This is a genomic window from Cupriavidus sp. SK-3, from assembly GCF_000611145.1.
In the GTDB taxonomy this organism is placed as follows: Bacteria; Pseudomonadota; Gammaproteobacteria; order Burkholderiales; family Burkholderiaceae; genus Cupriavidus.
This window is the reverse complement of record NZ_JFJV02000268.1, coordinates 25,145-43,271: the sequence shown is the minus strand read 5'-3', so window position 1 is coordinate 43,271 and position 18,127 is coordinate 25,145. Positions and strand designations below refer to the sequence as shown.

General features: G+C 63.0%; 15 protein-coding genes, 1 tRNA gene and 1 pseudogene. 8 read left to right on the top strand and 9 right to left on the bottom strand.

The window, feature by feature from the left end; translation table 11 throughout:
- Positions 1 to 24: 24 nt before the first annotated feature.
- The gene (locus tag CF70_RS29440; protein WP_035873737.1) at positions 25 to 1,395 is read right to left on the bottom strand and encodes an MFS transporter; all 1,371 of its coding nucleotides are present in this window, start codon (positions 1,393 to 1,395) and stop codon (positions 25 to 27) included.
- A gap of 204 nt (positions 1,396 to 1,599) precedes the next feature.
- Between CF70_RS29440 and CF70_RS29435 the strand changes: the two genes are divergently transcribed.
- Positions 1,600 to 2,379 (top strand): IclR family transcriptional regulator, encoded by a 780-nt coding sequence (locus CF70_RS29435; RefSeq protein WP_035873727.1) that lies wholly within the window; start codon positions 1,600 to 1,602, stop codon positions 2,377 to 2,379.
- Positions 2,380 to 2,457: 78 nt separating this feature from the next.
- On the opposite strand, the gene CF70_RS29430 is transcribed toward CF70_RS29435, so the two are convergent.
- The 6 genes and pseudogenes from CF70_RS29430 to CF70_RS29410 form a co-directional block, all read right to left on the bottom strand.
- Positions 2,458 to 2,685, bottom strand: coding sequence for a hypothetical protein (locus CF70_RS29430; RefSeq protein WP_035873720.1), 228 nt, complete (start codon positions 2,683 to 2,685; stop codon positions 2,458 to 2,460).
- A gap of 223 nt (positions 2,686 to 2,908) precedes the next feature.
- Positions 2,909 to 3,010, bottom strand: a pseudogene (locus CF70_RS35445) (MerR family DNA-binding transcriptional regulator); the annotation flags it as partial.
- A gap of 302 nt (positions 3,011 to 3,312) precedes the next feature.
- Positions 3,313 to 3,489: a hypothetical protein gene (locus CF70_RS38825; protein WP_349675127.1), complete on the bottom strand. Its 177-nt coding sequence runs from the start codon at positions 3,487 to 3,489 to the stop codon at positions 3,313 to 3,315.
- A gap of 372 nt (positions 3,490 to 3,861) precedes the next feature.
- Positions 3,862 to 4,821 (bottom strand): AEC family transporter, encoded by a 960-nt coding sequence (locus CF70_RS29420; RefSeq protein WP_035873719.1) that lies wholly within the window; start codon positions 4,819 to 4,821, stop codon positions 3,862 to 3,864.
- Positions 4,822 to 4,960: 139 nt separating this feature from the next.
- Entirely contained in the window at positions 4,961 to 6,019 is a 1,059-nt protein-coding gene (locus tag CF70_RS29415; protein WP_035873716.1) for a porin, read from the bottom strand.
- Between the two features lie 94 nt (positions 6,020 to 6,113).
- Positions 6,114 to 7,523, bottom strand: coding sequence for an MFS transporter (locus tag CF70_RS29410; RefSeq protein WP_035873713.1), 1,410 nt, complete (start codon positions 7,521 to 7,523; stop codon positions 6,114 to 6,116).
- 558 nt (positions 7,524 to 8,081) lie between these two features.
- Here CF70_RS29410 and CF70_RS29405 point away from each other — a divergent pair.
- From CF70_RS29405 to CF70_RS29390, 4 genes are all read left to right on the top strand, one after another.
- Positions 8,082 to 10,319 carry an NADP-dependent isocitrate dehydrogenase gene (locus tag CF70_RS29405; protein WP_035873710.1) on the top strand — a complete coding sequence of 746 codons (2,238 nt, stop codon included), beginning with the start codon at positions 8,082 to 8,084 and terminating at the stop codon, positions 10,317 to 10,319.
- A 218-nt stretch (positions 10,320 to 10,537) separates the two neighbouring features.
- Positions 10,538 to 10,624: transfer RNA gene (locus CF70_RS29400), tRNA-Leu, on the top strand.
- 209 nt (positions 10,625 to 10,833) lie between these two features.
- Positions 10,834 to 11,331, top strand: a complete 498-nt coding sequence (locus CF70_RS29395; protein WP_051649206.1) for a MarR family winged helix-turn-helix transcriptional regulator — start codon at positions 10,834 to 10,836, stop codon at positions 11,329 to 11,331.
- A 78-nt stretch (positions 11,332 to 11,409) separates the two neighbouring features.
- Complete coding sequence (locus tag CF70_RS29390; RefSeq protein WP_035873706.1) at positions 11,410 to 12,834, top strand: amidase; 1,425 nt, start codon at positions 11,410 to 11,412, stop codon at positions 12,832 to 12,834.
- Between the two features lie 44 nt (positions 12,835 to 12,878).
- Here CF70_RS29390 and CF70_RS29385 read toward each other — a convergent pair whose 3' ends face one another.
- Positions 12,879 to 13,931 carry a phytoene/squalene synthase family protein gene (locus CF70_RS29385; RefSeq protein ID WP_035873702.1) on the bottom strand — a complete coding sequence of 351 codons (1,053 nt, stop codon included), beginning with the start codon at positions 13,929 to 13,931 and terminating at the stop codon, positions 12,879 to 12,881.
- A 174-nt stretch (positions 13,932 to 14,105) separates the two neighbouring features.
- The gene (locus CF70_RS29380) at positions 14,106 to 15,143 is read right to left on the bottom strand and encodes an AraC family transcriptional regulator (RefSeq protein WP_035873694.1); all 1,038 of its coding nucleotides are present in this window, start codon (positions 15,141 to 15,143) and stop codon (positions 14,106 to 14,108) included.
- A gap of 213 nt (positions 15,144 to 15,356) precedes the next feature.
- On the opposite strand from CF70_RS29380, the gene CF70_RS29375 reads away from it, so the two are divergent.
- The 3 genes from CF70_RS29375 to CF70_RS29365 all read left to right on the top strand — a co-directional run bounded on the left by CF70_RS29375 (position 15,357) and on the right by CF70_RS29365 (position 18,075).
- On the top strand, positions 15,357 to 15,956 hold the full coding sequence (locus CF70_RS29375) for an RBBP9/YdeN family alpha/beta hydrolase (RefSeq protein WP_035873691.1): 600 nt from the start codon (positions 15,357 to 15,359) through the stop codon (positions 15,954 to 15,956).
- A gap of 155 nt (positions 15,957 to 16,111) precedes the next feature.
- Positions 16,112 to 16,960, top strand: coding sequence for a TauD/TfdA dioxygenase family protein (locus CF70_RS29370; RefSeq protein ID WP_035873684.1), 849 nt, complete (start codon positions 16,112 to 16,114; stop codon positions 16,958 to 16,960).
- Positions 16,961 to 17,016: 56 nt separating this feature from the next.
- A complete protein-coding gene (locus CF70_RS29365) occupies positions 17,017 to 18,075 on the top strand; it encodes a 3-keto-5-aminohexanoate cleavage protein (RefSeq protein ID WP_035873678.1) in 1,059 nt (352 codons plus the stop codon).
- Positions 18,076 to 18,127 lie beyond the last annotated feature (52 nt).

Sequence of the window (18,127 nt, the reverse complement as noted above, 5' to 3'; positions counted from 1 at the left end):
GGGGGGGGCGGGGGGCGTCGTGGATTAGCGGGACTGGCTGGTGCCAACTGGGAGGAAAGGAGCGTCAGCGGCCATGTTGCCCGGCGCTTCCGCGCGGTTCAGGTCGATGCCGCGCGTTTCGGGCGCCGTCAGAATCATGGCCAGCGAAATGAGGTTGAACGCGACGCACACCGCTACGACGCCCCACGGTGATCCATTGCAGACTGACAGGAGCCATACCGCAACGACCGGCATCGGACCGCCGGCTATCAGGTTTGCCCCCGTGTAGGCTAGTGCGGATCCCGAGTAGCGGACATTGGTCGGGAATGCTTCGGCGAACGCGACCGGCTGGATGCCGCTCTGGAACTGGGTGAAGCCGAGGAAAAGCCCCATGATGGCAAGCATCGGCAGGAAGCTCCTGGTGTCGAGGATCTGGAAATAGACGAACAGGATCAGCAGCGTCGCAATGGAGCCAATGGCCAGCGCCTTCTTGCGGCCGATCTTGTCGCTAAGCATGCCGCCCGCCAGCGCACCGAAAATCGCGCAGACGTTGGCACCCATCAGCAGCAGGAAGCCGGTCTGCTTGGGCACGGCAAGCGTCTTGGTGATGTAGCTAAGCGAGAACACCACGATGAGATAGAAAATCGCCGCGGGTCCGCAAAAGAAGAGCATCCAGCGCAGCACCGTTTTTGAATGGAACCGGAACGCGTCGCGCAGCGGATTACCGGCTTGCGCCACCCTGTTCTTGCTGAGCTCCACGAATGCCGGCGTTTCATTGACTTTCAGGCGGATATACACGCCGACGATCACCAGGACGAAGCTCAACAGGAACGGCACGCGCCATCCGTAGGACTCGAAGGATTCCGCTGACATCGTGGAGGCGAGGAGAAGCAATACGCCGTTGGCAAGGATCTGGCTCAATGGCGAGCACAGGCCCAGCAAACCGGAATACTTGCCGCGCCGGTCCGGACTGGCGTGCTCGATTGCCATCAGTTGCGCGCCGGTCGATTCGCCGCCGAGCGCGAAGCCCTGCAGAACGCGCAGCAGTACCAGCAACACCGGTGCCCAGACGCCGATCTGTGTGTAGGTGGGGAGCAAGCCCATCAGCACGGAAGACAGACCCATGATCGTGACGGTGCCTAGCAGCAGATTGCGGCGCCCCAGCTTATCGCCGAGATGGCCGCAGATGATCGCACCCAAAGGCCGCGCCGCCAGGCCGACACCGAACGTGGCCAGCGATGCGAGGAGCGCGGATGTCGGCTCCATCGCGGGAAAGAACAGCTTGGGCAGAATCGTAGCCGCCAACGCCCCGTACAGCGTGAAATCAAACCACTCTAGTGCGGTGCCAATGGTGGCGGCTGCGACGGCGCGCGTGCGCATTGCCGCATCGGCGTGGCGCGGTGTCTCTTCAGTCATTTTGTCTCCTGTCGTCTCTTGCCGGGGATGGATGCAGCATTGCCATCCGGTGCCGTATGAATCCGTCCAACATCGTTGCCTTCGTGCCGGTTGGAGCGGTGAATGCATGCTAGCAGCGGTTTAGGAATGTCATTCCAAACTTGACGTATTGGATTTTTTGTTGAATAGTAAAAAACTATATATTGCATTGGCAGGGAGCTCACCATGTCAGGCGTACTGCGCACACTTGGAATCCTCGAATACCTTTGTACCCAGGTCGAGGCCGTTCCTCTGGCCGCCATCGCCGATGATCTCGATATCCCGCGCAGCGCGTGCCATCGCCTGCTGGTCGATCTCAAGAACGCGGGCTATGTGCGCCAGTTACGGGACCACGGCGACTACATACTGACGACCAAGCTGGTGGGGATGGGACTGGGCTTTCTCGCGACTTCCGGCATTGTCGATATTGCCCAGACAAGGCTGGACCGGCTGGCGGAAACGTCGGGCGAACTCGTTCGCCTGGCCATCGTCGACGGGGACCGCCTGACCTGGGTGGCCAAGGCGCAAGGGGCGCTGAGGGGGCTGCGCTATGACCCCGACATGGGCATGGACACCATTCTTTCCTGCAGCGCAACCGGACATGCCTGGATGCAGACCATGACGGATGAACGCGCCCTTGAACTGGTGCTGAAGCAAGGCTTCGGCCAGCCCAGGCAATATGGCCCCAATGCGCCAACCACCGTCAAAGCCTTGCTGGGCTTCATCCACAAGGCACGGGAGCGCGGCTATGCCACCATCAATGAAGTGTTCGCCCCGGCAATGACGGCCATGGCGGCGCCCGTTCAGCGCCGGGGGTATCCCGCAATTGGGGTGATCAGCATTGCGGGCCCCCTTAGCAGACTCAGCGAGGCACGCATGAAAGAGCTGGGCCCGGCGCTGCTTAGTGCCGCTGCGGAACTGGCCGCGGCTAGCCACGCCTCCGCGCTTTTCAATCGGACTTCCTAGCCGGGCAAGCGCAAACGCAAACGGGGCGGGCCGCAGCCCGCCGTTTCCCGTCAAGCCGCCTGCGCTTCGCGCTGTGTTTCAGTTGTGCGCGCCGTCCGTGAACGGATCGCGGCGATCCGTAGTGTTCGCGCCGTCCGCATAGACATCGAACTTGCTTGCCTTCGCACCATCGGCGTAGGGGTCGCGCGGCCCGGTGATGTGGGTTTTGCTGTCTGCGATTGCGGTATCCGCGGGGATGCCGGATGCCTGGGCCAGGGCCGCGAATGATGCCAAGGCGGCGACAGCCGCCGAAATAAGGATTTTCATGACGATCTCCAAATGCAGTAGGGGAAGCCTCCGGGGCGCATTGCGTCGATGGTTGCGTCCGGGCTTGCATGCCGGCCCGGCCTCCCGGACATCGATCATTCCCGAGAGCTGGTTCGCCATGCACTTGTAGAACTGCAAGAACGCCCGGCTTATTCCCGCAGGCTGGCGTGGCGCGCCACGCTGTCCTGTACTGGTCGGACTACCCCGGTTTGAGTTGGCATCCCGCGCGCCGTTGCGGCACCAACAGGCCAATCTCATCGTAGTGCCTCAGCGCGCGCACGGTCAGGCCCGTGCGCCGGGCGAGTTCGCCAATCTTCAGAAGCATGCCTTCCCTCTCTTCAAGTGAAAGGCATCGTAAACCGTGACGCTACGAGAGGGTCAAGCGATTTTCAAGAAAATCGGCGGATGACAGCCCAAGCTCGTATGGCGTCGCGGCTGGGGAAGAAGGGGTGAGCCGTCGCCAGGATGTGCAAATCAGGGCAGCGCAGTGTCTTCCCGCACCTGGAATCGCTCCAGCCATCCCGGACGGATGGGAGCAGGCCGCGAACAATAAGTCCGGTTGCTTTTGGTGCAATACGCTAGTCACCTTGCATTTTCCGCATCGCCTGCACGAATGTGTTCAGGTGTTCAGGTGTTCAGGTGTTCCGGTTCAGCGTCGGTGATGGCCCAGAAGGTCATGCCGTTCTGTTGCCAGCGGGCCATCGAATAGCCGTCGGCCGAATAGGCAGCGGAGGCGGACTCTCCCACTCCCGCCGGGAACACATAAAGATCGATCTGGTGCAACGCGTAGCGGTAAATCAACACCGCAACGGTGCGATGGCCTACGTAGTCGACCCGGCCGCCGGCAAGAGGAAATCCCCGCGCCGCAAGGTCGGCGACCGGCGGTGCATAGTCGAGCCTGCCGTTGAGATCCCGGTAGTGTAGTAAGCGATATGCCGGAACGTCCTATGCCGATATGTATGACGGAGTTGAGCTAATGTTATGCCCTTCCCGGGATGTCGAATCGGTCCTGGCATTCCCGGGTACGGCCACCTCGGCCGTACGTGGCAGGCGAAGCGGGAGGGCGTTATCCGCCTTTTTCTTATGTCCTTTTAGATCTGTCTGCCTGATTCCGGCTCCGCTGCTCCCCGGCGGACGACCTCGCGGGCAATCAGGTTGCCCACATCCGTCCGGCCGTCACGCCAGACTCCAATATCTTCCTAATGCCAAAAGCAACCCGCTCAGCGTAAAGAACGATACAACCGTAGTCACCAGCAATGTCACCGCGCTGAAATCTTCCTGCCCATAGACCTGCCCCAACGTCGCATAGATTCCCATCATTGGCATGGCCGCCATCAGCACAGCCGCCATCCGCAGCGAGGGCTCGATCTCCCCAAGCCCGAGCATCGGCACCGTCGTGATCGCCACGAAAACCAGCAACGGATGCAGCACCAGCTTGCCAGCAACGATCGGCGCAATCCGCGAGCCGTGTCCACGCATGGGAAGCCCGACCAGCGTGCCGCCAATGACAAAGAGGGAAAGGGCACTACAGGCGGTCGCCAGCATATCGACCGTGCGTACCACCGGCCCGGGCAGTTTCAATCCGAGTATCGACACGGCGAGCCCCGCGAGCAAGCCGATAATCAGCGGGTTATAGGCCATCCGCATCAGCGATTTTCCCAATGCACGCCATTGCCCGGCGCCGCCTTGCCTGCTCTCGGCCATGCAGAGCAGGAAGGGGATGAGCAGCAGGTTCTCCACCGTCATGTTGAGTGCAAGCGATACGCCGGCCACAGGGGCGAGGGTGAGCAGCAGGATGGGATAGCCGACATAACCGCTGTTCGAGCACGACATGCCCATCGCGTAGAAAGCGCTGGTGGCTGGATTCAGCCCGGCAGCCCGCCGGCACCAGAGATAGCCCAGGCCAACCATTGCCCACGATCCGAGGAAATAGGCGAGCAGGTAGCTGACATTCAGGATCTCCCCGAGCTGCCGTTGCGACAACGTCCGGAACAACAGCGCCGGCAACGCCAGATTGATCACGAACCTGCCGAAGACGCGCATGTCGGCCTTGGCGAAGATCCCCGCGCGGGTCATCGAGTACCCGATCAGGATGGCGATGTAGATCGGGGCGATGATGGCCAGGATGTCGAGCATTATGTGGCTTCCGAAAGGCGTCAGCTAAGGCTGGCGCGCGCAACGCCGCCTTCATGCCGCAGCGCCGGGGAGGGCAACCACAACATGCGGGCGGCGTTTTGGCTTTTGTTCGTGTAACTGGAGGGGGCGCTGGCAGCGCTCAGAACTTGTGGCGTATCCCGGCCATGACGCCCAGCCGTGTGCTGTTGCCGAATGTATTGCCGCTGTTGATGAAGGTGGGGGAACTGTTCAGCGGGATCCATGCGCCGCTCAGGTGGGTGTAATCGACCGCCATATAGACATCGGTCCGCTTGCTGAAGTTGTAGTCCAGCATGGCCGCGGTGGTCAGGCGCTTGCCGCTTTCGCCGGCGTGCTTGAGCCAGTCGTACTGGAAGGTTCCGATCAGGCTCAGGGCTTCGGTGAGGTTGACGCGGGTGCCCACATAGCCGACGTTGTTGCGATAGTCGGCGACATCGAGGCGGTTGTTGGTATAGCCCAGGTAATACTGCGCGCGCGCGGCCTTCCAGGTGCCGCCCAGGCCCCAGACGGTCTGCTTGCTGGCCTGCGAAGCGGGCACGGCGCCAAAGAAGGCGGAGGAGACGTCGTGCGTGACCTGGTAGACGGCGCCAACCTCAATGGGCCCGGAACTGTAGACCAGCGAGCCGGCAGTGGCGTTGCTGGCGGAGGTACTGCCGGCGACCTCGCCGAAGGTGTAGGCGCCGGCCACCTGCAGGCCGCCGAAGGATTTGATGTACTTGATGGTGTTGTCGTAGCGCAGGCCGGTGTAGTTGCCTCCCTGGTACCCGACGATGGAGTTGTTGGCGAAAGCCATGGCCTCGTAGGAGGACAGGATCTCGTGCGCAAGGGTGTACTGCCGGCCGAGGGCGAGCTTGCCCAGATCGCCGTCCAGGCCGACCACCGCCGTGCGTCCGAAGAGGCGGCCGCCTTGCTGGCTGGTGCCGGTATCGGGGCTGAAGCCCGACTCCAGGATGAAGAAGGCCTTCAGGTTGTTGCCCAGGTCTTCGGTGCCGCGCAGGCCCCAGCGGCTGCCGGTCAGCTCGCCGTCTGTCATTTGCCATTTGCTGTTGCCGGCAGCATTCTCGTGGGTGGAGAAACGAATCGTGGTGTCGATCAGGCCATACAGGGTGACGCCGGATTGTTGCGCGAATGCTGGCCATGCTGCACTCCCCAGGATAAGCAGGGCGGCGGCTTTTTTCATATTGATATTTCTCCGGTTGGCTTTTGCTATTTATTGGATATCTATTGCTATTTATTGATATCTTTTGATTTGTCTTGATGGGCCGCAGGCGGCCTCAGGCGAGTGCCTTGATCGCTTTCGCTTCGCCCATGGTCTCTTCCCGCAAGCGGTCATAGTCCTGCTTGTCCATGGGAGCCGCGCCGGGCTCCCCGAGATCGCTCATGCGGATGCGATGGGTCTCTCGTGCGCTCCATGCGGCGATCGCGGCGATGATCGTGACGGTCAGGGTGATCGCGCCGACGGTGAGCGGGATGTTGGCCGAGCCCGGAGGCGCTGCCATGGCGAACAGCGCCGGAAGCAGGGCGGTGACGGCGGTGCCGATGTTCTGGGCAATGGCCATGGCCGAAACGCGGGAGCGCGTCGGGAACAGCTCCGGGTAGAAGCTCGGGAACACCGCGTTGTAGCCTTGGTAGACCACGCCCCACATCAGCAGCGACGAGACGATCGCGAGCGGCACGTTATGGATGCTGATGGCGTAAAGGTAGGCGAACGAGAGCAGCCCCGAGCCCAGCGCTCCGACGATGATCGGCGGCCGGCGGCCGATCTTGTCGGACAGGTTGCCGACAATCGGAATGACCAGCACGGCGAGGATATTGCCCGCGACCGGAATCCACAGATAAAGGCTCTTTTCAAAGCCAATGCCATAGGCCGGTTGCACCGCGTAAGCCGCGCCGAACACCGTGGCGACCACCGGGATGACGTTCATCAGGGCTACGCATACCACCCGGATCATGTCCTTCCAGCTGTATTTGAAGGCTTCGATGATCGGTGAGCGAGGCACGGCGCTGCCCTTCGCTTCCTGGGCAAATGCCGGTGTTTCATTGACTTCGCGGCGGATGATAAAGCCGGCGACAAGCACGAAGGCGCTCAGCAGGAAGGGAATGCGCCAGCCCCATGCGTTGAAGGCATCGGCGGGCATGTAGTAGGCCAGCGGCAGGAATACCGCGGCGGCGAGGATCTGGCCGGCCTGCACGCCCTGGAGCGTGAAACTGGCGTAGTAGCCGCGCCGGCCGAACGGGGCGTGCTCGAGAATCATCGAACTGGCGCCGGAAATCTCTCCGGCCACCGCGAAACCCTGGATGAGGCGAAGGACGACCAGCAGCACCGGGGCAAGCATGCCGACCTGCTGATACGTCGGCAGCAGGCCGACCGCCATCGTCGAGAAACCCATCAGGAACATGCACAGGACCAGCACGGTCTTGCGTCCGTGGGTGTCGCCCCAGTGGCCCAGGAAGAATGCGCCGATTGGCCGTGCGATGTAGCCGACGCCGTAAGTCGCCAGCGAGGCGACGATCGCGATCTTGGGGTTGCCCGAGGGGAAGAAGATCTGCGGGAAGATCAGGGACGCGGCCGTCGCATAGATGAAGAAGTCATAGTATTCGAGCGCCGATCCGATCCAGCCGCTCGCGGTCGCCTTCTTCGTCTGGCGTGCGCCGTGTGTGTCACGGTCGATGGTGGTAGCCATGTTGTCTCCTGTATTTGGTGCCTGAAAATTAAGCGATCTCCATGCTCCGGACAAGCTCAATTCGCGCAATTTGCGCGCTAATCGCGCGACGTGCGCGTTAGACGCCCGAAAATCGGGTTTTTACTAGCGAGAGGCGGTTCCGGGACTTGCGTCGGCGTCAACTGCGGCGACGGCGCCGGCAAGGTGCGCGCTGCACTCGAGCTCCTGTCGATGCGTACGTATCGGCGGTTGGCGCGATGCGGAAAAGTGGTCATAGAGGCACACCAAATCGGCGAGACTGCTGGCCGGCCGAAGGCCGATGGCAAGGCGCTTGGCGGCGCCGTAGCGCCCCGCGCACGAGGCTGCCACAGACGCTGCGCGCTGGACGCAGGCAGCCAGAAGAGGCCGTACCGGGATACCAGCCGGGCAGGCAAAGCGCGCTTTGTGCATTTCATAATGCAAAAAGCCATCTCGTGTTTGAGCCCCCCGAAGCAAAATCAGGCAAAATTCGACGTTACTGCCGGGCTGCGACCCAGCCGGTGGCGTTCTCCAACCCATTTCTTGACCCTGAGAGAAGCAATGAGTACCCAGCAACCCACCATCATCTACACGCTGACCGACGAGGCGCCGCTGCTGGCGACCAGCGCCTTCCTGCCGATCATCCGCACCTTCACCGCGCCGGCCGGGATCGACGTCACCACCAGCGATATTTCGGTGGCGGGCCGTATCCTGGGCGAATTCCCGGAATTCCTGACCGAAGCGCAGCGCGTCCCGGACAACCTGGCCGAACTGGGCCGCCTGACCCTGCTGCCGGACACCAACATCATCAAGCTGCCCAACATCAGTGCTTCGGTGCACCAGCTGGTCGGCGCCATCAAGGAACTCCAGGCCAAGGGCTACAACGTGCCTGACTTCCCGGAAGACCCGAAGACCGATGCCGAGAAGGCCATCCGCCAGCGCTACTCCAAGTGCCTGGGCAGCGCCGTGAACCCCGTGCTGCGCGAAGGCAACTCGGATCGCCGCGCACCGGCCGCCGTGAAGAACTACGCCCGCAAGAACCCGCACAGCATGGGCGAGTGGAGCATGGCTTCGCGTACCCACGTGGCGCACATGAAGCACGGCGACTTCTACCACGGTGAAAAGTCCATGACCCTGGACCGCGCCCGCGACGTGAAGATGGAGCTGGTCACCAAGAGCGGCAAGACCATCGTGCTGAAGCCCAAGGTTTCGTTGCTGGACGGCGAGATCATCGACAGCATGTTCATGAGCAAGAAGGCGCTGTGCGACTTCTACGAAGAGCAGATGGAAGACGCGCGCAAGACCGGCGTCATGCTGTCGCTGCACGTGAAGGCCACGATGATGAAGGTCTCGCACCCCATCGTGTTCGGCCACGCCGTGAAGATCTTCTACAAGGAAGCCTTCGCCAAGCACGGCGCGCTGTTCGACGAACTGGGCGTGAACGTCAACAACGGCCTGGTCAACCTGTACGACAAGCTGGAAAGCCTGCCCAGCTCCAAGCGCGAGGAAATCATCCGCGACATGCATGCCTGCCACGAGCATCGCCCGGAACTGGCGATGGTGGATTCGGCCAAGGGCATCTCCAACCTGCACGCCCCCAATGACGTGATCGTGGACGCCTCGATGCCGGCCATGATCCGCATCGGCGGCAAGATGTGGGGCGCCGACGGCCGCCCGAAGGACACCAAGGCCGTGATCCCGGAAAGCACGTTCGCCCGCATCTACCAGGAAATCATCAATTTCTGCAAGACCAACGGCAACTTCGACCCGGTCACCATGGGCACCGTGCCCAACGTCGGCCTGATGGCCCAGCAGGCCGAGGAATACGGCTCGCACGACAAGACCTTCGAAGTGCCCGAAGCCGGCGAAGCCCGCATCGTGGACATCGCCACCGGCGAAGTGCTGCTGGTGCAGAACGTGGAAGAGGGTGACATCTGGCGCATGTGCCAGGTCAAGGACGCGCCGATCCGCGACTGGGTCAAGCTGGCTGTTACCCGCGCCCGCAACTCCGGCATGCCGGCGATCTTCTGGCTGGACCCGTACCGTCCGCACGAAGCCGAGATGATCAAGAAGGTCGAGACCTACCTGAAGGACCACGACACCACCGGCCTGGACATCCAGATCATGTCGCAGGTGCGCGCCATGCGCTACACGCTGGAACGCGTCATCCGCGGCCTGGACACCATCTCGGTCACCGGCAACATCCTGCGCGACTACCTGACCGACCTGTTCCCCATCATGGAACTGGGCACCAGCGCCAAGATGCTCTCCATCGTCCCGCTGATGGCCGGTGGCGGCATGTACGAAACCGGTGCGGGCGGCTCTGCGCCCAAGCACGTCAAGCAACTGGTGGAAGAAAACCACCTGCGCTGGGACTCGCTGGGTGAATTCCTGGCGCTGGCCGTGTCGCTGGAAGACCTGGGCATCAAGACCGGCAACGCCAAGGCCAAGATCCTGGCCAAGACGCTGGATGCCGCCACCGGCCAGCTGCTGGAGAACAACAAGAACCCGTCACCCAAGACCGGGCAACTGGACAACCGCGGCAGCCAGTTCTACCTGGCCATGTACTGGGCCCAGCAACTCGCGGCGCAAACCGAAGATGCAGCCCTGGCCGCGCAGTTCGCGCCGCTGGCCAAGCAACTGACCGACAACGAGCAGGCCATCGTGGCGGAACTGTCGGCCGTGCAAGGCAAGGAAGCGGACATCGGCGGTTACTACAAGCCCGACTTCGCGAAGCTGGATGCCGTGATGCGCCCGAGCAAGACGCTGAACGCGGCGCTGGCGGCTGCCAAGGCCTGAGGAAGTTCCGCAGCCTCCCGGTCGGGGCGGGTTGTACCTGCCGCGCTCTCCCTGACCGCTCCCTTCCGGCCCATGGCCGGGAGGGATTTTGTCTATCGTCCCGTTGATGGCAGCAGTTGCACGATGCGCTTCGGGACAAGGCGATATTTTTCTTCCGGTTCGCTATGCGGAGCACTTGCAAATTCCGATCCGTTAGGTAAAATGCGCCTCCTCACCTAGCCCAGGTGGCGAAATTGGTAGACGCACTAGGTTCAGGTCCTAGCGGTGGCAACACTGTGGAGGTTCGAGTCCTCTCCTGGGCACCAAGATAGAAAGCAAAAGGCCTGCATTCGTGCAGGCCTTTTGCTTTGGTGCTTCGCGTCGAAAAGCGAGAGGCGAAAGGCGAAAGGTGAAAGGTGAAAGGCGACCCCTTGTCGCTTCAAGGCAAAGGCCTAGGTATTTGTGCTTAGTTGCACGAAGAAACTATTGCAACGAGAATCTGTTGTCGAGTTCGACCAATTCTCCGAAGCCTGCCATGCCATCCTCCGACCACCCCATCCTCGAATATCTGTCGTTCCGGCTCGATCGGCTGAGCGAGCTGAGCAAGGCGGCGGGTTCGCAGTTCTACGAAAACGAGTTCGGCGTCACGGTGCGGGACCTGCGCGTGCTTCGCCTGGTTGCGCTGGAGCCGGGGCTGACCCTGAGCCGGCTTATCGAACTCTCCTTGCTCGAAAAGACACAGGTGTCGAAGCTGGTCAGCGCGCTGGTGCGGCAAGGGCTGCTGAGCCGGCAGATCGGCGAACTCGATGCCCGGCAGATCAATCTGTTCCTGAGCACCGAGGGCGAGAGCATGGTGAAGCGAACCTACGAGCGCGGCAATACGCTGGAGAAGGCATTGCTGGCCACGCTGACCGAGGCGGAACTCAAGACGTTCAATCGCTGCATCGACAAGCTGACGGACACGCTCGAGCACCGTGCGAGGGACGCCGGCCATGAAGGCGCGGCCAGGGTCAAGCCCAAGCGGGCCGCATAGATTCTTCGTTTCCCGTGCCGGGGTCGCGAATCCGGTGCTGGCTGATGCACTGATGCACCTTCACCCATGGATGGCCCAATGACAATAAACGAGACAAACGAGACAACCGCCCTTAATGCACTGAGCGCCACGACGCTGCTCGACCTCTATGCCCGCAAGGCGCTATCGCCAGTGGAGGTGACCCGGGCCGTGCTGTCGCAAATGGAAGCATGGGAGCCGCATATCCACGCGGCCTATGCCCTCGACACGCAGCGCGCGCTGGCGATGGCACGCGAGTCCGAGGCGCGCTGGCAGCGCGGCGCGCCGCAAGGGGCGCTGGACGGCGTGCCGGTGACGATCAAGGAGAACATCGCCACCCAAGGGGTGCCCGTCCCGCTGGGCTGCGCCGCGACCGAGCTGGTTCCGGCCGCGAAGGATGCGCCCCCGGCGGCGCGCTTGCGTGAAGCCGGCGCTGTGTTCCTCTGCAAGACCACGATGCCGGACCTCGGCATGCTTGGGGCGGCCATGTCCAGCTTTCACCCGCTGACGCGCAATCCATGGGACCTCAGCCGGAATACGGGCGGCTCCAGTTCGGGCGCGGGCGCGGCAGCGGCGGCCGGCTATGGTCCCCTGCATGTCGGCACGGACATCGGTGGCTCGGTGCGCGGGCCGGCCGGCTTCTGCGGCATCTTCGGGCTCAAGCCGAGCCTTGGCCGCATTCCGATCGACCCGCCTTATGCGGCGCGCGTCGCCGGTCCGATGACGCGTACCGTGGCGGATGCGGCGCTGATGATGCGTGTGCTGTCGCAGCCCGATGCGCGCGACCATATGAGCTTGCCCTGCCAGGCAATTGAGTGGAACCGGCTGGATCGCAGCCTCAAGGGCCTGCGCATCGGCTTGTGGCTTGAGCTTGACTGCGGCATCGCGCTCGATCCGGATGTGCGCGAAGCGGTGGAGAGGGCGGCCAGGGCATTCGAAGCGGCCGGCGCGGTCGTTGAACCGATCCGGCCGTGGATCGAGCCGGGCATGCTCGAAGGTATCAGCCGCTTCTGGGCCATGCGCACACGCATGGACCTTTCCGCGCTGCCCGAAGCGCGGCGCGCAAAGGCGTCGCCAGCTATCCAGTGGGCGGTGCAAAAGAGCCAGGAGGTCAGCGCCGAGCAGCTATACAAGGCGCACGCCCAAGGCCTGGCACTGCGCGCGGCGACCGTGGCCGCCACGCGCGATTTCGACTATGTGCTCTCGCCCGTTTTCCCGCAGCCTGCGTTTGGCGCGGAACAGACGCATGTGGAATACGAGGGCGTCGAGCCGATTCACCAGGCAAGCTTCACGATCGTCTACAACTTCTCCGAGCAGCCCGCGGCATCCGTCAATTGCGGGTACGCGGCGGACGGCATGCCCATCGGCCTGCAGATTGCCGGACGGCGTTTCGACGATCTGGGCGTCCTGCAGATGGCCAGGGCCTGGGAGGAGATGCGTCCCGCGCAGCGGCCCTGGCCGCAACCGCCGCGGACGGCAGCCTGAGCGCGTCAGGCAGCGAGGACGTCGCCCGGTGAGGCGGCGTCCCGTCAGCTACCCAGCCGGGCTTCGATCTTCCCGGTCAGCCCGTCAACCCAGCTACGCAGCAGTTTGTCGGAGACCACCAGCGGCACCGATGCCACCACGATCTGGTACACCTTGTTGCGCCGAACCTTGGAGACTTTTGCGGGGTCGAGCCAATCGTCGTTATTGACGAGCAGCAGCAGGGTTTCCAGGCCGATGAGGACCGGCCACAGGCACGCCAGCCGCAACCGGATGGAGCACGCCGGGATGGCGAGCGTGTATTCAACCGCCTCCCGGAAGTGATCCAGCGTTTCGCGGATCAGCTCGAACAGGAGCGGTTGGGCGCGCAGGGCGTTGGCCGGCAGCAAGAGATCCTGCGGCGTCAATCCAAACCGGTCCAGCATCGTGGCTGGCAGATAGCAGCGGCCAATGCGCAGGTCCTTGCCGCAGTCACGCAGGACGTTCGTCAACTGCAGTGCCTTTCCGAAGCGCACGCCACGGTGCAGCATGGTCTCCGGGCTACCCTTGAGTGTTCCCGGCATGTGCGCATAGGTCATCTTGGTCCAGAATTCCCCCACGCATCCCGCAACCAGGTAGGTGTACCGGTCAAGCTCTTCCGGTTCGCGAAGCGCGACGATCTGCCCGGAGCATTCGTCGGGGAAGGTACGGAGATCAAACTCCATGCCCGTCGTCAGGGTCGTCACGATCTCGCGCACCGCCTCCCGGTCGGACTCGCTCAACTGGGACAATATCGACAGCGCGGGCCCCAGCGACTCGAGCAGGACCTTCTCGTCGGACTGCGTCTGCTGCCCCGCGACTTCCACCGCCATGCGTCGCAGGAACGTCCCGTCGTCCGCGCCGCCGTTGACCTGATCGCGCAGCGACAGGAGCAGATCCAGCCGTTGCCGCGGCGGAATGAGCGAAGTGTCGGCGATCGTGTCCGCGGCGCGGGCCAGCAGATACGCCAGGCCAACGGGATCGCGCATCCCGGCAGGCAGCACGCGCAGCGTCAGGTAGAAAGAACGCGAAACGCCTTTCAGTAGCGGGCCGAGGAGGAAAGCCCGGGTGGGGTTAGGCATGGATTGGGGTCAGGTCGGTATTGGACGGGTCAGGCGCTGCCGAATTGTATCCGGCAACGATGCCGCCGGTGATGCGTAGCGAGTGGCCATCCAGGGCGGATCGGCGCTATTTCTCATCAACTCTCTGTGCCGTAAATTACCTCGGTGCGGAGGTGGCAGTGAGGGAGGCGAAGATCAGCCACGTTGCGGCGGTGCATTTGCGGCAGCCTGTGAAGTTTGCTTCCAGCTCGAAACCGTCATGCCAAAGTGTTTTCTGAACCAGAAAGCGAAAGCGCTGGGACTCGAGAAGCCGAGCAGATCGGCGAGTTCGGCGAGGGATCTATCGCTGTCGAGGATCTGGCGGGCGGCGAGTTCAGACCGGACCAACTGGAGCAGCGACAAAAAGCCCGTGCCTTCCGCGGCGAGATGGCGATGCAAAGTCCGGCGATCCACGCCAAGGTGCTTTGCCACCTGGTCCGATGTACACCTGCCCCCGGGCAGCATGGCGACCACGACCTGCCGTACGGTGTGCGTCGCACTTTCATCGGATCCGGACAGGGCCTGATCGAGAAAGCGACGGACATATGGCGTCATGCGGTAGTCGTTGGCCGGCATGGGCGCGGCGAGGTCCTTTGCGGCACAGACGATGCCATTGAAACTTGCATTGAACTCAACCGCCGAGCCGAACAGCGCTTTGTGACACGTGGCACCGTGCGGTTGACGATGCTCGAAACAGACGCTTCGGGGCCGCCAGGCTGGCCCCAATAGTTCCTGGATCGTGCGGTATAGCACGCCCACGGCCATTTCAATGGACTGCCGCACCGGGTGCTTGCCGGTGGCCAGGATCTCTTCGCGAATCAAGACGGCGTCGCCGAAGTCTTCGATGCGAGTCAGCAGCGACGCATTGATCAGGCGCATATAGCGACACAGGTTGTCCAGTGCCTGCCGGGCATTCGGCGCTTCGCGCATCACGAAACTGATCGGGCCCAGGTTGGCCAGCCGCCGGTCCATGGCCAGTTGCAAGCCGAAGTCTTCCACGCCTGCCATCAAAGCACTGTCCTCAAGCAGCTGGCGTACCGCCATGGTACTGACCGGCATATCGGGATCGAGAAGGCTCCGGGGACTCAACCCCACCTTGCGCAGCATCGCCTCAGGGTTGAGTCCAAGGTGGCGCGCCAGTTCCGTGTAACCGGTAAGACTGGCGCTTCGGATCAAGGGCGTGTAACCGGGCATGGGAATGTCCCAATTTAGACATCGAATGTCCCAAATAATACATCACATTCGATCTTGCAGCGATAGTCTTCTGATGTGGATCCGATCCCCGACGCCCGGCAGGGCGAAGTCAATGGCGCGCAGCGTGGCTTCAGTCTTTACGCCGGACCTCATGCGCAAAAGCGAGCTGTTGACAGACCCGGGTCGCAGCATCACCTCAAATCGAATTCGATCATGACAACATCCACTGTGCTTATCGTCCCCGGCCTGCGTGACCAGGTTGCCGAGCATTGGCAGACATTGCTGGCCGAGCGACTGCCCAATGCCCGCACAGTGCCGCCAATGGGGCGCGAGAACCTGGACTGCTATCGCCGTGTCGCGGCAATTGAGCAGGCGGTGGCGGACATTGCCGGTCCTGTACTGCTGGTCGCCCACAGCGGGGGCTGCATCATGCTTGCCCACTGGGCCCTGGCAACCGCACACGCGGCACGCATCAAGGGCGCATTGCTGGCGTGTCCGCCCGACTTTGAGCGCCCCATGCCGGAAGGCTACCCGACACTGTCCGCGATCCACGCCAGTGGCTGGCTCCCGGTCCCACGCCAGCGGCTCCCGTTTCCAAGCCTGGTTGCAACCAGCCAGAACGATCCGCTGGGCGAACTGCCGAGGGTGATCGAACTCGCGCAGGCCTGGGGCAGTGACACGGTGGACCTGGGCGAGGTCGGTCATCTGAACCCGGCATCTGGCTATGGCCCCTGGCCGATGGCCACGCAGTTGATCGAGCGGCTTGAGGCCGGGCGTCTCTCGAGCAGCGCCGAGTCCACGTTGTACCACTGACCAGGCAAGCATCAGCGGCAGCTCTCAACGCAAGAGCGGCCCGACCAGTGCTATGCGCCGCATGTAGCGGCCATGCTCACCGCGACCTCGAGTCCCGCAAGACCACGGGATCGTTCGTCCTGGTGATCTGAACAAAAAAAACAAGGAGACAAGCCATGCATATCGAACCGTTGACATGCGCCATAGGTGCCGAGCTCGTGAACGTGAACCTGGCAGACGCCGTGCATGACGATGGCCTGTTCGCCGAGATCAGGGCCGCGCTGCTCAGGCACAAGGTGCTGTTCCTGCGCGACCAGGACATCACGCGCGCCGGGCATGTGGGCTTCGCGCGCCGCTTCGGCGAACTCGAGGACCACCCCGTGGCCGGCAGCGACCCGGATCACCCGGGCCTGGTGCGCATCTACAAGTCGCCGGACGCCCCCAACGACCGCTACGAGAACGGCTGGCACTGCGACGCCACGTGGCGCGAGTCGCCGCCAATGGGCTGCGTGCTGCGCTGCGTGGAATGCCCGCCGGTGGGCGGAGACACCATGTGGGCCAATATGGCGCTGGCCTACGACAAGCTGCCCGAGCAGGTCAAGATCCAGATCGCTGGCCTGCGTGCGCGGCACAGCATCGAAGCCACGTTCGGTGCGGCCATGCCGATCGAGAAACGCCTGGCACTCAAGGCCCAGTACCCGGATGCCGAGCATCCCGTGGTGCGCACCCATCCCGAGACCGGCGAGAAGGTGCTGTTCGTCAACGGCTTCGCCACCCATTTCACGAACTTCCACACGTCGGCCAACGTGCGCTACGGCCAGGACTACACGCAAGGCGGATCGGCGCTGCTGCAGTACCTGATCGGCCAGGCCTTGATCCCCGAGTACCAGGTGCGCTGGCGCTGGAAGCCGAACAGCATCGCCATCTGGGACAACCGCTCGACGCAGCACTACGCCGTGATGGACTACCCGCCCTGCCATCGCAAGATGGAGCGCGCCGGCATCGTCGGCGACAAGGTGTTCTGACCCCCAATCCCGCCAACCCTATCGCCCTTCTTCCTTTCCCACCCAGGAGACACGCCATGAACTTTCTCGACGGACACCTGTTCCCCGAAAACCAGCAGCCGCTCATCATCACGGCCGCACCCTACGCGCCGTCCTATGTCCCTTCTGACTTTCCCGAGGACATCCCGGTGACGATGGAGGCGCAGATCCAGAAGGCGGTGGACTGCTACAACGCGGGCGCCACGGTGCTGCACCTGCATGTGCGCGAACTCGACGGCCGCGGCTCCAAGCGGCTGTCCAAATTCAACGAGCTGGTCGCCGGCGTGCGCAAGGCCGTGCCCGAGATGATCATCCAGGTGGGTGGTTCGATCTCCTTCGCGCCGGAGACCGATGGCGCTGCCGCCAAGTGGCTATCCGACGATACGCGCCACATGCTCGCCGATCTCGATCCCAAGCCCGACCAGGTCACGGTGACCGTGAACACCTCGCAGATGAACGTGCTGGAGCACTTCGATTACGAAGACCTGCGCGGCACGTCGATGGAAGATCCGGCCACCTTTCAGGCGTACAAGGAAATGACGGTGCCCTCGCAGCCTGGCTGGGTCGAGGAGCACATCCGCCGCCTGTCGGCCGCCGGCATCCAAAGCGCTTTCCAGTGCTACAACATCAACAGCTTCGAGTCGGTCGAGCGCCTGATGCGCAGGGGCATCTACAAAGGCCCGCTGGTCATGAACTGGGTGGCCATCAGCGGCGGCATGGACGCGCCCAACATCTACAACATGGCCAACATCGTGCGCGCCGTGCCCGATGGCGCGGTGCTGACGGTGGAAAGCTCCGTGCTCAACGTGTTGCCGATCAACATGATGGGCATCGCCATGGGCCTGCATGTGCGCTGCGGCATCGAGGACAACCTCTGGAACCAGCAGCGCACCAGGAAGTTCAGCACGGTCCAGCAGATCGAGCAACTGGTGCGCATTTCGCGCGAGTTCGGCCGTCCGATCGCCACTGCGCGGCAGGCACGCGAGATTTCCAAGATCGGCGTGTTCTACGATACCGTGGAGGAGTCCCTGGCGGCCAACGGCTTCGCGCCAAACCGCATCGGTCGCCAGCAGGGCCACCTGCGCAAGGTCGCCTGAGCGCCGCCACGCCCTGGCTAACAACGACAACGACAACTACAACTACAACTAC

What these genes read in the sequence shown, in the direction of transcription:
- CF70_RS29410 (WP_035873713.1), bottom strand. Translation starts at nt 7,523, where the DNA reads ATGGCTACCACCATCGACCGTGACACACACGGCGCACGCCAGACGAAG.
- CF70_RS29405 (WP_035873710.1), top strand. Translation starts at nt 8,082, where the DNA reads ATGAGTACCCAGCAACCCACCATCATCTACACGCTGACCGACGAGGCG.
- CF70_RS29375 (WP_035873691.1), top strand. Translation starts at nt 15,357, where the DNA reads ATGACAACATCCACTGTGCTTATCGTCCCCGGCCTGCGTGACCAGGTT.
- CF70_RS29380 (WP_035873694.1), bottom strand. Translation starts at nt 15,143, where the DNA reads ATGCCCGGTTACACGCCCTTGATCCGAAGCGCCAGTCTTACCGGTTAC.
- CF70_RS29430 (WP_035873720.1), bottom strand. Translation starts at nt 2,685, where the DNA reads ATGAAAATCCTTATTTCGGCGGCTGTCGCCGCCTTGGCATCATTCGCG.
- CF70_RS29385 (WP_035873702.1), bottom strand. Translation starts at nt 13,931, where the DNA reads ATGCCTAACCCCACCCGGGCTTTCCTCCTCGGCCCGCTACTGAAAGGC.
- CF70_RS29435 (WP_035873727.1), top strand. Translation starts at nt 1,600, where the DNA reads ATGTCAGGCGTACTGCGCACACTTGGAATCCTCGAATACCTTTGTACC.
- CF70_RS29370 (WP_035873684.1), top strand. Translation starts at nt 16,112, where the DNA reads ATGCATATCGAACCGTTGACATGCGCCATAGGTGCCGAGCTCGTGAAC.
- CF70_RS29415 (WP_035873716.1), bottom strand. Translation starts at nt 6,019, where the DNA reads ATGAAAAAAGCCGCCGCCCTGCTTATCCTGGGGAGTGCAGCATGGCCA.
- CF70_RS29390 (WP_035873706.1), top strand. Translation starts at nt 11,410, where the DNA reads ATGACAATAAACGAGACAAACGAGACAACCGCCCTTAATGCACTGAGC.
- CF70_RS29440 (WP_035873737.1), bottom strand. Translation starts at nt 1,395, where the DNA reads ATGACTGAAGAGACACCGCGCCACGCCGATGCGGCAATGCGCACGCGC.
- CF70_RS29395 (WP_051649206.1), top strand. Translation starts at nt 10,834, where the DNA reads ATGCCATCCTCCGACCACCCCATCCTCGAATATCTGTCGTTCCGGCTC.
- CF70_RS29420 (WP_035873719.1), bottom strand. Translation starts at nt 4,821, where the DNA reads ATGCTCGACATCCTGGCCATCATCGCCCCGATCTACATCGCCATCCTG.
- CF70_RS29365 (WP_035873678.1), top strand. Translation starts at nt 17,017, where the DNA reads ATGAACTTTCTCGACGGACACCTGTTCCCCGAAAACCAGCAGCCGCTC.